The following is a 12,651-nucleotide window of genomic DNA, read 5'->3' on the forward strand; positions in this document are numbered from 1 at the left end:
TTACATTGCAGCAGGTATATGAATAAAATTACAATCGGTTATTTCGCCGACGGTCCCTGGTCGCACCAGGCCCTGGATCGTCTGGCAGATGATCCATCCGTTGAAATATCATTTGTTGTGCCCAGAAAGGGCTCGCGCGATCAGACGCTGATCCGGCTTGCCCGGGAACATCAGATTCCCTGCCATGAAAACGCGCTTGTCAATTCACCGGAATTCATGGAGCTGGCAGCCGGCTATGAATGCGATCTGTTTGTATCCATGAGTTTCAACCAGATATTCAGGGAACTGTTGCTGAACATTCCCAAATGGGGCTCCATCAACTGCCATGCGGGAAAACTCCCGTTTTACCGTGGCCGGAATATTCTGAACTGGGCGTTGATCAATGACGAAAAGGAGTTCGGCATCACCGTGCACCATATTGATACCGGCATTGATACCGGAGACATCATTTCGCAGCAAACCTATCCCATCCGGGATTCCGATACCTACCGGACGCTGCTGGAACGGTCCTATACGTATTGTGCCGGCCTGCTTCATGATACTGTAAAAAAAATTCAGAACGGCACAGCAGCAAGAACACCGCAGTCGGAGATTCATCCCGTCGGATTTTATTGCGGAATGAGGGGGGAAGGTGATGAAATCATCGACTGGAATCATTCCTCACGGAATCTCTTCAACTTTATCCGGGCTGTTTGCGATCCCGCTCCCAAAGCCACAACGTTCTTCAAAGGACAAACCGTCAGGATCAACAAGGCCAAGATGATTCCCGGCGCACCGGCCTATATTGGAATTCCCGGTCAGCTGGTCGGAACCACATCTGCCGGATTAATTGTCAAAACAAAAGATACTACACTGGAACTGATGGAAATTGACAGTCCGGTTCCACTTAAAACAGGAGACAGGTTAGGATCATGAGCAATGGCATTAAAATCATAGCAGAAGCGGGAGTGAACCATAACGGTTCGATGAAACTGGCTGAAGAGCTGATTGATGCTGCCGCTGAAGCAGGGGCTGATTTTGTCAAATTCCAAAGCTTCCGGGCTGACGGTCTCGTCAGCAAGAATGCTCCCAAGGCCGATTACCAGAACAGGACAACCGATGTGACGGAATCCCAGTACGACATGATCAGGCGCCTGGAGTTGCAGGTACAGGATCATGAGCGGCTGATTTCACACTGCCGGAGCAGAGGCATCGGCTTTCTTTCATCTCCCTTTGACCATGACAGCATTGATCTTCTGGATCGTCTCGGACTCGATATATTCAAGGTCCCCTCGGGAGACGTGACCAACCTGCCCTATCTGCGCAAACTGGGCGCTTTGAAAAAACAGGTTATCCTGTCCACCGGAATGGCAGACATGAAGGAGGTCGGGGATGCACTGCAGGTGCTGGTTTCCGGCGGCACACCCAAAAGTAACATAACGGTGCTGCACTGCAATACGGAATACCCAACGCCCTTTGAGGATGTTAATCTGCGTGCCATGCAGGCCATCAAGCGGACATACGATGTCAATATCGGATATTCTGACCACACGACGGGAATTGAAATACCACTCGCCGCAGCGGCGCTGGGCGCAACAGTGATCGAAAAGCATTTCACTCTGGACCGGAACATGGAAGGGCCGGACCACAAGGCCTCACTGGAACCGGATGAACTTCAGCAAATGGTTGCCGGCATCTGGAATGTAGAAAAGGCTCTCGGCAGCGAAACCAAAAAACCGTCACCGTCCGAGGCCGCCAACATACCTGTGGTAAGAAAAAGTATTGTTGCTGCAACAGATATAGCAAAAGGCGATGAGTTTACCGAAGGCAACCTTGCCGTCAAACGTCCGGGAAGCGGCCTCTCACCGATGCTCTGGGATGAAGTGCTGGGCAGAAAGGCAGAAAAGGACTTCATGAAAGATGAACTGATCACCATATGAGCCGGAAAATTTGTGTTTTTACGGGTACCCGTGCCGAATACGGGTTGCTTGAGCCACTGATAAGCGAACTCAGGAATGAAGCCGGTGTGGAACTGCAGCTGCTTGTGACCGGGATGCACCTGTCTCCGGAATTCGGCCTGACGCATCAGGAAATCGATGCAGCCGGGTGCCATCAGGTCGAAAAAGTGGAAATTTTGCTCTCATCTGATTCGCCGGTCGGCATCTCCAAGGCCATGGGCCTGGGCATGATCTCCTTTTCCGAGGCACTGCAGCGTCTTGAACCGGATCTGCTGATCGGTGTGGGTGATCGCTTTGAACTGCTTGCCGCCGCCGCTGCCGCCACGGTCATGCGCATCCCCATAGCACATATTCACGGAGGTGAAACCACCGAAGGGGCAATGGACGAGTCATTCCGGCATGCCATCACAAAAATGAGCCACTGGCATTTTGCATCCACCGAAATCTACAGAAACCGGATTATCCGGATGGGCGAACATCCCGACAGGGTATTCAATACAGGTGCACCCGGAATTGACAACATCAGGCGGATGGAGCTTATGTCCGTGACCGGGCTGGAAAAAGAGCTCCCGTTCAGGATCACCGATAACACCCTGCTCGTGACATTTCATCCTGTGACACTGGAAGCACAGACGGCAGGTTCCCAGTTCGGGAAATTGCTGGATGCAATCGATCAGGCCGGGGATGTCAGGGTAGTCTTTACCAAACCCAATGCCGATACCGGCGGCCGGATTATCATTTCCATGATTGATGACTATGTCAAAAAAAATCCCGGAAAGGCAGTTTCCTTTGTGTCGATGGGGCAGAAGCGTTATTTATCCGCCCTGAAACATGCCGCATGCATCGTGGGCAATTCCTCCAGCGGAATTATAGAGGCGCCCAGCCTGAAAACCGGAACCGTAAATATCGGAAACCGGCAGAAAGGAAGGGTAAGGGCTGAAAGTGTCATTGACTGTGAACCGGACAGCGATGCCATTGCATCGGCCATAAAAACCTGCCTGAGTACTGAATTCAGGAGCAAGCTCGGCAACATAACCAATCCCTATGAATCACAGGGTGAAATGACATCCCGAAAAATCGCGAGAGTCCTTCTGTCAAGTCCCCCGGACGGACCGGTGATGAAGTCATTTTATGATCTGAAAACCTGAAAACTTCATGACGCTGGAACAATTCAAGAGTATCATCATAGACCAGTCCGCAGCGGTCAAGGATGCGCTGGTCAAGCTGGAAAAAAACGAACAGAAAATCCTGTTTGTGGTCGAAAACGGGAACAGGCTGATCGGTTCACTCACGGATGGCGATATCCGGAGGTGGATTCTCAAGGACGGCCCCCTGAATGCCAGTGTGGAGAAGGTTTGCTTCAAGGGAACATTTTTTGTCAAAACCGGATATGATCTGGTGCAGGTAAAAGAGGGTATGCGGGAGCGCAATATCACCTATGTGCCGGTTGTAGATGATAATCATGAGATCAAGGAATTTCTGTTATACGACAAGCTTTTCAACAACCGGGTCACCAAAAGGCCCGGGCATCTTGTCGACGCCGATGTCGTAATCATGGCCGGTGGCAAAGGAACCCGCCTGGAACCGTTTACCAGGGTTCTTCCCAAACCATTGATCCCCGTAGGTGACAAAACCATTCTGGAATACATCATATCCAAGTTTCTGCCGTACCAGGTCGATACTTTTTATTTGTCGCTTGGTCACAAGGCGAACATCATCCGGTCCTATTTCGAGGAACTGTCTCCGGACTACAAAATATCATACCTGATTGAAAACAAGCCGCTTGGAACCGTCGGAGCGCTGAAGAAACTCGAAGGCAAAACAAACGGGGAGATCATCCTGACCAACTGTGATATCATCATCGAAGCCGATTACGCCGATCTGCTGAAACATCACAAGGATGCGGGGAACGACATGACCATGGTATCCTCCCTTAAGAATTACAGTATTCCATATGGTGTCTGCAAGGTTAGCAGCGATGGTAAGCTGGTTAGTCTGGAAGAAAAACCGGAATACGATCTGCTGGTGAATACCGGAATGTATGTATTGAATTCGGACTTGCTCCGCTATATTCCGGATGATGAGTTTTTTCATATTACCGATCTGATCGATAAGATTTCAGACAGCCACAAAATTGGCATATATCCGATCAGTGAAAACTCCTGGATCGATGTCGGCGAATGGATCGAGTACAAAAAGGCCGTAGAAAAACTGAGTTTGTGATATGAGCAGAAATATTATCGCCATCATACCTGCACGAGGCGGCTCCAAGGGAGTTCCCGGAAAAAACCTGAAACCTCTTGCCGGGATGCCCTTGATTGACCACACTTTGTCCTTTGCTGTCCGGAGCAACGTATTTGACCGCATTGTGTTAACTTCAGACGACGAGAAAATTTGTGAGCGGGCAGAAGAGCACGGGGTTCAGGTTATAAAAAGGCCGGAACATCTGGCCGGGGACAACTCCCTGGTGGTGGATGCCATGGTTCATGTTCTTGATGAGCTGGCCAAAGAGCCTTATGAACCAGAGTTGATTTTTTTGCTGGAACCAACCGCGCCGGTGAGGGATCGCGGAGAACTGGTCGAGGCCATTTCCGCACTGGAAGACGGATACGATTCGGTCGCATCTTTTTGTGAGACCAATCCGCCGGCCAGCCGGATCTGGTTGCGCAGCGAGGATGGTGTTCAGCCATTGATGCCCGGCGCTGATCCTTTTTTGCCCAGACAGCAGCAGGTGCCCGGATACCGGCTTACCGGGCAGTACTACGGTTTCAAAAAACATCTTTTTTCCGGTAAGATCACAAAACTGCCCCTTTCCGGGCGTATATATCCGCTCATAACCGATGCTGAAAGTGTTGTTGACATAGATCGCGAGATTGATTTTTTCATCGCCGAACAGGTGTTGAAAATGCGTGAGAGTCAGAAAGCGGGGAAATAGGAGATCGGTGTTGCGGTAACAGGAATTATTCACCCGCATAAGTTTAAAATAAAACACCAAAGCTGATGGAGAATAAAACAGTTTTGCTGACGGGAGCCAGCAGCGGAGTCGGGAAATCGCTCTCTTATTATTTGCATGACAGGGGATATGATTTGGTCCTGGTGTCGAGGAGGGAACCTGAAATTCTGCATGAACACGGTAATGAGCGCATTGCATTCGTCCCGGCCGACCTGGGGGATGTGGATGCGTCTGAGAAACAAATCGATGATATTGTTGCCGGGCATGGTCATATCCCTTATGTGATAAACAACGCAGGGGTCATGACAGGTGGAAATCTGGACGAACACGACTGGGAAAACGTGGAACAGGACATTAATGTCAATGCCCGCATGCCATGGTACATCATGAAACGAGTCCTGCCTGAAATGCGAAAGCAGAACTTCGGCCGGATCATCAACGTAACCTCGGGCGCTCCGCTGAACTGCTTTCCCGGATTCGGCATCTACAGTGCAACAAAAGGCTTGTTGAACTCCCTGACGGTCACTATGGCAAAGGAGAACCGGGAGTACAACATCAAGATCAATCTCATGAGTCCCGGTCCGGTAAAATCAGAAATGGCGCCGAAGGCACCCATGGAGCCCGAAGTTTGTCACCCGACACTGGATTATCTGCTGCAGCTGCCGGAATCGGGAGAGACCGGACGATTTTACTGGCTGGGATATGAAGTGCCGCTGTTTCCGGATCTGGAGGGCGTACAGTGGCTGAAGGGAATCGGCAACGAAAAACTGAAAAAGGTACTGTAAAAGTGAAGAAGATATCACTGGGCATGATCGGCTATAATGAAGGAAACGGGCATCCCTATTCCTTTTCGGCAATTATAAACGGATACCGGCAGGACCGCATGGATCAGTCTCCCTACCCGGTCATTGCAGATTATCTGCGGAAAAGAAGTCCGTTCGAATTCGGAATCCGCAACCTTTCCGTTGATTATGTGTGGGCACCCGATGAAAACATATCCCGTAATATTGCCGAATGCTGCCATATTTCTCACGTGGCATCTGCTTATGAGGAGATGACCGGAAAAGTGGACGGTGTCATTATTGCACGTGATGATGCGGAGTCACACAGGGCATTGGCGCAGCCGTTTCTCGAAGAGGGGCTTCATGTTTTCATTGACAAGCCCCTTGCAACCACGGAAGATGACCTGGAGTATTTCATTCCGTTTCTCAAAAAGGGTCAGCTCATGAGTTGTTCCGGTTTCCGGTTTTATCCGCGGCTCATGGATCCTGTGTTTCTGGATGCGATGCGGAGTGACCTTGTCTGTGCCTCGGCGGTCACGACCATTGACTGGTACAAATACGGCATACATATGATGGAAGCAATCCAGCCGGTCTTTAACTCCCCGATCACAGAGGTTCAGAACATTGGATCTGGGCAAACCGATGTAGTTCGGCTGAACTATCAGAACGGAAAATATGCCGTTGTGATCAGAGACAATGCCCTGAAAGGATTCAATGCAACATTTTATGCGAAAAGCGGACGGCACGTCAGTGTGACCTTCGATGACAACTTCTCCTGTTTCAGAAATCTGCTCTTTTCGTTCCATGAACTGATGACTGGCGGGCGTCATGTTGTGGATTACAGGGAAACCCTCAATCTGATGCGGGCGTTGATGGCTGCTGCTGAATCCAGAGAAACGAACAAAAAAGTACAGGTAAGCGACAAGGAATAATATGGGAAATGAAGTCACAATCGTCGTCTACCATTACGTCAGAGAACGAAAAACCAGCAGGTATCCGGCCATTAATGCACTTGAACCGGATATGTTCCGGAAGCAGCTGCGGTATTTCAAAAAGCACTACCATGTTATCTCCCTGAAAGATTTGATACGTGCACTTGAAGGCGAATCGCAATTGCCGCAGAATGCATTGCTGCTCACATTCAACGACTGTTTCAGTGACCATTACAGAACTGTTTTTCCTGAATTGCTGAAACACTCGGTCAGCGGTGCATTCTTCCCGGAAATTCAGCCGCTGAAAGAAAGGGAAATAATACTCAACCACAAAATACACCACATACTTGCCTGCGCAGAGAATGTCCCGGATCTTGTTCAGGATCTACTGAACCTTTTGAAGCAATTCAAAGAAGAGTATGATCTTGAGGACGGATCGCATTATCAGCAAAAATATTCCGTGGCATCATCGTATGATCCAGCCGAGGTGGTGTTTGTAAAACGCTTGCTGCAGAGTGGCCTGGATTTCCAGTTGTCTCACAAAATTTCAGACATTCTTCTGGATACATATTGTGACGCAAGCCGGGAAGTATTGCACCATGAGATTTACATGAATGATGACCAGATCCGGTGCATGATACAAAATGGTATGGATTTCGGCATGATTGGCTATTCCCACAAAAGACTGACAGATGTGAACCCGGATCAACTGGAATATGAAATAGATGCCTCAAAAAAGCACATTATTGAGCTGGGGCAGGATCCGTCATTTATTTCCATGAGTTATCCATGGGGAGAAACCAATGAAGCAGTTGTATCTGCGCTGAAAAAAGCTGGATGCAAAGTGGCATTTACATCAGAAGAGAGGATTGCAGATATTCAGTCAGGTGACAGATACCGTCTGCCCCGATTTGACACAAACTACTTTTTAAATCTGGTATAGCAGTCCATGAATAAAAAAATCATTTTGGTAACAGGCGGTTCCGGCCTGATAGGCCGGGAAGTTGTTTCCCACATCATGGCGAAACAGGCGGTTCCGGTAAATATGGATATCCGGGCAAGCGGGGTGGAAGGTGTCGATGAAGTGGAAGGCGACGTGACCAGGGTTGATGACCTGATTTCTGCCGTTGCGTACGTCAAGAAAGAATACGGGTCAATCGACGGACTTGTAACCAGCGCGTATCCGCGAACGGAGGACTGGGGGCTTGCATTCGAAGACATTAAGCCCGAATCCCTGAAAAAAAATATGGACTGGCAGCTTGGTTCCAGTTTCCTCCTGAACCAGCAGGTATTGAAACACATGAGACAGCAGAGAGGCGGGAGTATCGTGAATATTGCCTCCACTTACGGGGTGGTTGGCAACGACTTTACCATTTATGAAGGAACCGATATGAATCCGCCCGCCGCGTATCCGGCCATCAAGGGAGGGATTATCAATATGACCCGCTATCTGGCATCCCTCTATGGCCAATATAATGTCCGTGTGAACTGCGTCTCACCAGGCGGCATCTTTGATAACCAACCCGACCCGTTTGTCCGGGCCTACGAGAAAAAAACACCTTTGAAACGAATGGGCAGGCCTGATGATATTGCACCGGCCGTATGGTTTTTGTTGTCAGACGATGCAAAATATATCACCGGACAAAATCTGATTGTGGATGGTGGCTGGACGGCAATTTAATTAAAAGCAGCCATGGATCTGTACCCGGTCAGAAGAAAACTCAGCGTCCTGAAACACGGTCCGCGGTTCTTGCTTTCTGATCTTCATGCCGTAAGAAACGAATACCGGATCAGAAAGGGAATTGTCAGATGGCCGCTGAAAAGTCTGTTTGAAGTCATTTGGATTGACAGTGACTCGGTCATCGGCACTATGAAGAATGGTTTTTCGAGAAGGTTTGCCGGTTGTCATATGCCGGGTGACTGGGACAGGGATTTCGTAAATATTGAAGACACCATAGACTACTATTTCATGTATAACCGGTTTGTTGAGGGGAAAGACTGGGAAAAAATCATATCAGATTATCAGGAAGAGCACGGTAAGCTCAGAACCGATTATCGTAACAAAATCATGAGACGGTCAGCTGAGAGGGATAATCTTTATCGTGACTTAAAAGAATCGGGTTGGAAGCTCAGCAGGAATTTGAAGGATTCCCTTCTGTTTACGGATGAACTGACCGTGAATATAACCAGGGATGGTTCCTGTATCCGCAATTACGCCGGAATGCACCGATTGATCATCAGCAGGTTTGCAGGCATTGAGAAAGTGCCCTGCAGGTTACATGTCGTGCATAGTGAATTTTATAATAAGGAAATTCATACCTAAAGTTTCAGTAGTTCCTGACCAGGTATGGTCTGAAGTGGTCAGGATATACTGGAGTTAAATACCAAACAACCGAGGCTTCTGGACTTTTTAACCTGACATTAGGCAAAATATGCTAAAAAATCACGACAGAATTGCCATCGCTACAGGTAAATTAGGAGCTGTTTCCGAAACATTTATAAGTAGACACATAAATAAATTAAATAATGGTAACACCATTATTATTTGTAATAAAGTAGATGATGCTAGTAAATATGATAATAAAATATATGTGGAAAAAGTATTGTATAACTGGCATAATTATCCTAAGCCCATTAGAAAAGTCCTTCGATTATCACAATCGATCAGGTTTGGGTATAAAAGAATTCCAGATAAAAAAGAGCGAAAAAGCATTCAGCGTTTTTTAATAACAAATAGGGTAAAAATAATTCTTGCTGAATTTGGTACACATGGCTGTATGATGCTTCCAATTGCAAAACCAATGGGTATTCCTGTTTATACTTATTTCAGAGGTTTTGATGCATCGGAAAAACTGAAGGATTGGAAAATAAGATATTCATATCGCAGATTGATACCTCAAATGGAAGGTATTTTTGCTGTCTCCCCCCACCTGTTGGATAATCTATCTAATATCGGTGTTAAATGGAAACAAGCACATGTTATTCCAAGTGGCACTGATGTCGAAAAGTTCAGGCCGACAGAAAAAGACAGACACTTGATTCTTGGTGTGGGACGTTTTGTGAGTAAAAAAGCACCGGACATTACAATACGCGCATTTGCTAAAGTAAAAGAAGGTATTCCTAATGCAAAACTTGTCATGGTTGGAGACGGACCTTTATTTGAAAATTGTAGAGCATTGGCCCACTCACTTGGAATTGAAAAAAGTGTTAACTTTGCCGGTGCTCAGAACCACGATGTTGTTAGTAACTTGATGGCCAAAACATCTCTATTTGTAATTCATTCAGTTATGGATGAAAATGGTAATACCGAAGGTTTCCCTTCTGTAATACAAGAAGCAATGTCTGCTGGTGCTGTAACAATTTCAACACGACATGGTGGAATTCCACATTTTGTTAAACATGGTGAAACCGGAATGCTGGTTGATGAATATGATGTTGATGCATATGCAGCTTATATCAGCAAGTTATTAAAAGATCAATCCTTGCGGGAAAAAATGAGCAAGAATGCACGAACATATGCCATGCAACATTTTGATTATCGTAAGTTGTATAATAAAATTGAAAAAATTATGGGTATTCGGAATTAGTCTGTAGACTTTTCTTTTACCTGAATCCTGAGTTAGTGCTCATTTTCAATTTTTGGAACCGAAAAAACCGAAAACTTCTTATTTCATTCATTTTCGCAGACAATTGGGCTGTAAAAATCCATAAACAAGCTCCAAATATCCGAGCAATATATTGTTTATCAGCTATTTATAGCGAATAACACAGGCACCGATCCCATGGGCTGTATCTCCAAAATCTTCGATGGTCTTGCAAGCGGCTTTCCGGGACTTTCCCGCTCAGTCCGGGCTCCGCGCCAAGGCCATGACCGGCATTGCCCAGCCGTGTCCATTAATAATATGCAATATATTGCGACGCGCATGACGCACCAGACGCCCAGCCATATACATCAGATTCTGCATGACCGTGCGCAGACGCAACCGATGGCTTCGTGCCTTGCGGCCCGGTACCAGTCCGGTCTCGAGCATTTGCTGACCCAACAGGCGAAGCAGGTTGTAGGCGATCATGGCCAGATCCAAAACCTGCTGATTGGCCGCCATTTTGCCCGACGGCAGGTGCTCCAAGTCCATATCACTTTTCAGTTCGCTGTGATACTGTTCGCTGGTACCGCTTTGTTGGTAAAAGGCTTTAATATGTTGCGGGATCCAGTCCAGCGAGTTCCAGTAGGCATCGATGGTTATCTGCGGATCGGTCACATACTGGGCGGTCACTCCATCAGGCCTGGCAAAACGCCAGATAGCCCGGAATACTACGCGCTGTTTGACTTTCTTGTCTTCCGGGACATCGTCCTGACCTGGCAAAGCCACTTTTTCCTCTCCATACCAGGCCCGCGTCCCAATATCGACCTCCTCGTGTTTTTTCTCACCGGTCTGCTCCTTGGCCAGGGCCAGCCACTCGGCCGGGTCTTGCTTACGCAGATTGTGTTTGAGAATAAAATCGGTGTTTGGTTGCTCTCGCAACATTTCCACGTTATCGGTGCTGTCGTTGCCCGAATCGGCTGTAAACAGAATCGGGGCATCGGTGATTTTCCGGACCATCTGCAGCGTTTGGGCAATCCACCGGCCCGTCCCCTCGCAATTACTGTTGGCCGGCGACCATGAATCTTTTCGATCACATATTTTTTGTTTCGCCGGAGCCGACGAATGTTGAAATTGCGCCAGACCTCACGCGTTTTTTTCCGGCCAACAGGCAATACGTTGCCGCAGGGTTTCCGGCGATGGCAAGCGTTCCATGCCAGGCTGTGGGTGAAAAACCGCTCATCGCGATATTCACCAATGCCATCATTATCGGGTTTGCCGAGGGAAAGCAGTCCGATCATGGATTTGGCAACGTCGATATCGGCAATGCGACCGGATTTTCGAAGCATGGCGGTCTCAAGTTTCTAACGCAACATTTCCAACAAATGGAGATCTTGCGCTATGGAAACACACAAACGACTCACCCACTATGATCGTGAACGAATCGCATCGTTGCTTCTTCTGGACTACAAGCTGGCACAAATTGCAAAAAAACTTTGTCGTCATCGTAGCGTAATCACGCGTGAGATTCGAAACAAGGATCAATTACATATTGTGGGGAGAAGGGTGAGAATTTGTATACTTGGTCATGGAAAAAGACCTACTCAATCTCTTTCTGCCCGAGGGGCTGCTTAATCAAATCGATATTCAAAACATCGAACATCTAATAAAAAATATGAGCGTTCCTTATTTACATTCTCATTACCTAATAAAATAAGTTAAATGAGGAACACGAACTATATAATTGCTAACTTATAGAGCTTTTAAGATACTTAAATTATAGAATAACCCTTACTAAAATAAATAATAATATAATATATTAATTATGCCTATAAAAAAATATTAATGGTCGACGAAAATAATAGTATTTATAATACATAAATATACAATGATAATAAAAATATTATTAAAGAAATACTAAAAGTATGGCTTCATTTAAAAATATTGATAAAAGAATGAATAAAATAGTTAATGTCGTATTTCGGTTTGATGATTATTCTGCCCGAAGCTCGACGGACTTAGAGTTAAGATTAATTGATACATTCCGCGAAAATGAAGTAGCCATAACCTTTGGAGTTATACCCTTTGTCTCTACTGGTAACCTACATGACCCTTCACCTAAGAATTTAGCACCCCTTACTTCTGAGAAGGTGGATATTCTAAAGAAAGGTTATGTAAAGGGAACGTTGGATATAGCGCTACACGGCTATTCTCACCAAACAATTAGTGTAAAAAAAAACACGGAGTTTTCGGGTCTTGATTACAATAGCCAGATAGAAAGAATAGACAAAGGAAAAAAGTTTCTTGAAAATATAATAGATGATTCGGTAACTACATTTGGGCAGAATAACATTCCAAGTGCCCGATTATGATTTATGAGGTATCGGGTATAGTTAAAGGTTTGAAGGTATTGAAGAATACTTCAAAAGGCGTTTTATATCCAAGTTTTTTTCGTGGTCTGTTGTT

The 12,651-nt window shown here is 46.6% G+C and carries 14 protein-coding genes and 1 pseudogene; 14 read left to right on the forward strand and 1 reads right to left on the reverse strand.

Annotated elements, in window-relative coordinates:
* Positions 1 to 18: 18 nt before the first annotated feature.
* From NATSA_RS14855 to NATSA_RS14905, 11 genes are all read left to right on the forward strand, one after another.
* Complete coding sequence (locus NATSA_RS14855) at positions 19 to 915, forward strand: methionyl-tRNA formyltransferase (RefSeq protein WP_210513407.1); 897 nt, start codon at positions 19 to 21, stop codon at positions 913 to 915.
* Entirely contained in the window at positions 912 to 1,919 is a 1,008-nt protein-coding gene (neuB, locus tag NATSA_RS14860; RefSeq protein WP_210513408.1) for an N-acetylneuraminate synthase, read from the forward strand. Before NATSA_RS14855 ends, neuB begins: the two co-directional genes overlap by 4 nt.
* A complete protein-coding gene (neuC, locus tag NATSA_RS14865) occupies positions 1,916 to 3,085 on the forward strand; it encodes a UDP-N-acetylglucosamine 2-epimerase (RefSeq protein ID WP_210513409.1) in 1,170 nt (389 codons plus the stop codon). Before neuB ends, neuC begins: the two co-directional genes overlap by 4 nt.
* A gap of 7 nt (positions 3,086 to 3,092) precedes the next feature.
* A complete protein-coding gene (locus NATSA_RS14870) occupies positions 3,093 to 4,160 on the forward strand; it encodes a sugar phosphate nucleotidyltransferase (RefSeq protein WP_210513410.1) in 1,068 nt (355 codons plus the stop codon).
* A 1-nt stretch (position 4,161) separates the two neighbouring features.
* Entirely contained in the window at positions 4,162 to 4,872 is a 711-nt protein-coding gene (locus NATSA_RS14875; protein ID WP_210513411.1) for an acylneuraminate cytidylyltransferase family protein, read from the forward strand.
* Positions 4,873 to 4,937: 65 nt separating this feature from the next.
* Positions 4,938 to 5,675 (forward strand): SDR family NAD(P)-dependent oxidoreductase, encoded by a 738-nt coding sequence (locus NATSA_RS14880; protein ID WP_210513412.1) that lies wholly within the window; start codon positions 4,938 to 4,940, stop codon positions 5,673 to 5,675.
* 2 nt (positions 5,676 to 5,677) lie between these two features.
* The gene (locus NATSA_RS14885) at positions 5,678 to 6,604 is read left to right on the forward strand and encodes a Gfo/Idh/MocA family oxidoreductase (RefSeq protein WP_210513413.1); all 927 of its coding nucleotides are present in this window, start codon (positions 5,678 to 5,680) and stop codon (positions 6,602 to 6,604) included.
* A 1-nt stretch (position 6,605) separates the two neighbouring features.
* The gene (locus tag NATSA_RS14890) at positions 6,606 to 7,547 is read left to right on the forward strand and encodes a polysaccharide deacetylase family protein (protein ID WP_210513414.1); all 942 of its coding nucleotides are present in this window, start codon (positions 6,606 to 6,608) and stop codon (positions 7,545 to 7,547) included.
* Between the two features lie 6 nt (positions 7,548 to 7,553).
* The gene (locus NATSA_RS14895; protein WP_210513415.1) at positions 7,554 to 8,285 is read left to right on the forward strand and encodes an SDR family oxidoreductase; all 732 of its coding nucleotides are present in this window, start codon (positions 7,554 to 7,556) and stop codon (positions 8,283 to 8,285) included.
* Between the two features lie 12 nt (positions 8,286 to 8,297).
* Positions 8,298 to 8,927, forward strand: a complete 630-nt coding sequence (locus tag NATSA_RS14900; protein ID WP_210513416.1) for a hypothetical protein — start codon at positions 8,298 to 8,300, stop codon at positions 8,925 to 8,927.
* A 109-nt stretch (positions 8,928 to 9,036) separates the two neighbouring features.
* Complete coding sequence (locus NATSA_RS14905; protein ID WP_210513417.1) at positions 9,037 to 10,191, forward strand: glycosyltransferase; 1,155 nt, start codon at positions 9,037 to 9,039, stop codon at positions 10,189 to 10,191.
* A 255-nt stretch (positions 10,192 to 10,446) separates the two neighbouring features.
* On the opposite strand, the gene NATSA_RS14910 is transcribed toward NATSA_RS14905, so the two are convergent.
* On the reverse strand, positions 10,447 to 11,328 hold the full coding sequence (locus tag NATSA_RS14910) for a transposase (protein WP_272491792.1): 882 nt from the start codon (positions 11,326 to 11,328) through the stop codon (positions 10,447 to 10,449).
* On the opposite strand from NATSA_RS14910, the gene NATSA_RS14915 reads away from it, so the two are divergent.
* The 3 genes and pseudogenes from NATSA_RS14915 (at position 11,265) to NATSA_RS14925 (ending at position 12,557) form a co-directional block, all read left to right on the forward strand.
* On the forward strand, positions 11,265 to 11,618 hold the full coding sequence (locus NATSA_RS14915; RefSeq protein WP_210513419.1) for a hypothetical protein: 354 nt from the start codon (positions 11,265 to 11,267) through the stop codon (positions 11,616 to 11,618). The genes NATSA_RS14910 and NATSA_RS14915 overlap by 64 nt on opposite strands.
* Positions 11,587 to 11,721 (forward strand): annotated as a pseudogene (locus NATSA_RS15910) (helix-turn-helix domain-containing protein); the annotation flags it as partial. The gene NATSA_RS14915 and the pseudogene NATSA_RS15910, both read left to right, overlap by 32 nt.
* 389 nt (positions 11,722 to 12,110) lie before the next feature.
* On the forward strand, positions 12,111 to 12,557 hold the full coding sequence (locus tag NATSA_RS14925) for a DUF2334 domain-containing protein (protein WP_210513421.1): 447 nt from the start codon (positions 12,111 to 12,113) through the stop codon (positions 12,555 to 12,557).
* Positions 12,558 to 12,651: the final 94 nt, after the last annotated feature.

Origin of the sequence: Natronogracilivirga saccharolytica, assembly GCF_017921895.1 — a bacterium.
Taxonomy (GTDB): Bacteria; Bacteroidota; Rhodothermia; order Balneolales; family Natronogracilivirgulaceae; genus Natronogracilivirga; species Natronogracilivirga saccharolytica.

Excerpts from the sequence above, each read along its gene's own strand:
- NATSA_RS14880 (WP_210513412.1), top strand. The coding sequence starts at position 4,938 with ATGGAGAATAAAACAGTTTTGCTGACGGGAGCCAGCAGCGGAGTCGGG.
- NATSA_RS14900 (WP_210513416.1), top strand. The coding sequence starts at position 8,298 with ATGGATCTGTACCCGGTCAGAAGAAAACTCAGCGTCCTGAAACACGGT.
- NATSA_RS14855 (WP_210513407.1), top strand. The coding sequence starts at position 19 with ATGAATAAAATTACAATCGGTTATTTCGCCGACGGTCCCTGGTCGCAC.
- NATSA_RS14905 (WP_210513417.1), top strand. The coding sequence starts at position 9,037 with ATGCTAAAAAATCACGACAGAATTGCCATCGCTACAGGTAAATTAGGA.
- NATSA_RS14915 (WP_210513419.1), top strand. The coding sequence starts at position 11,265 with ATGAATCTTTTCGATCACATATTTTTTGTTTCGCCGGAGCCGACGAAT.
- neuC (WP_210513409.1), top strand. The coding sequence starts at position 1,916 with ATGAGCCGGAAAATTTGTGTTTTTACGGGTACCCGTGCCGAATACGGG.
- NATSA_RS14925 (WP_210513421.1), top strand. The coding sequence starts at position 12,111 with ATGGCTTCATTTAAAAATATTGATAAAAGAATGAATAAAATAGTTAAT.
- NATSA_RS14875 (WP_210513411.1), top strand. The coding sequence starts at position 4,162 with ATGAGCAGAAATATTATCGCCATCATACCTGCACGAGGCGGCTCCAAG.
- NATSA_RS14895 (WP_210513415.1), top strand. The coding sequence starts at position 7,554 with ATGAATAAAAAAATCATTTTGGTAACAGGCGGTTCCGGCCTGATAGGC.
- neuB (WP_210513408.1), top strand. The coding sequence starts at position 912 with ATGAGCAATGGCATTAAAATCATAGCAGAAGCGGGAGTGAACCATAAC.
- NATSA_RS14870 (WP_210513410.1), top strand. The coding sequence starts at position 3,093 with ATGACGCTGGAACAATTCAAGAGTATCATCATAGACCAGTCCGCAGCG.
- NATSA_RS14890 (WP_210513414.1), top strand. The coding sequence starts at position 6,606 with ATGGGAAATGAAGTCACAATCGTCGTCTACCATTACGTCAGAGAACGA.